Annotated in this window: 1 pseudogene; it reads left to right on the top strand. The window is 61.9% G+C overall.

Annotation, left to right across the window (positions count from 1 at the left end):
• A pseudogene (locus AWB67_RS41325) lies at positions 1–528 on the top strand (filamentous hemagglutinin); the annotation flags it as partial.

Genomic DNA, 528 nt, shown 5'->3' on the forward strand with positions numbered 1-528 from the left:
ATGTGAACACGACGGGCGCCTACGGCAAGAGCGGTGACATCAATCTCCAGTCGACGCTGCGCTGGAGCGGCGACGCAACGCTTGCGCTCAACGCGCAGCACGATGTGACGATCGGCGGGGCCATAACGGTCGCAAACAACGGCGCGGGCAACCTCACGCTGCGAGCCGACACAAACGGCATCGATAATGGCGCCAGCGTAGTGAACCGCGGCACCATCGACTGGTCGCGCAGCACCGGCGTCGTCGCGGCGCTCCATGACATGAACGGCGGTTATCTCGCTGGCACTGTGACGAGCAATCCGTCGTGGGCCCCCGCTCCGTTCAGCGGCCTGAACACGCAGGCGACCGCGTACCAGCTCGTCAATTCTAAAGAGGGCCTCGAGAACGTAACGAACAATCTCGCCGGGGTATACGCGCTCGGCAAGGATCTCGACTTGGGGGGATGGCCTATTCAATTCCAGAGAATTGGAGGAGCGAATGCGGCGTTCACGGGACAGTTCGACGGCATGGGTCATGCCATCAACAATC

This window comes from Caballeronia terrestris, assembly GCF_001544515.1.
GTDB lineage: Bacteria > Pseudomonadota > Gammaproteobacteria > Burkholderiales > Burkholderiaceae > Caballeronia > Caballeronia terrestris.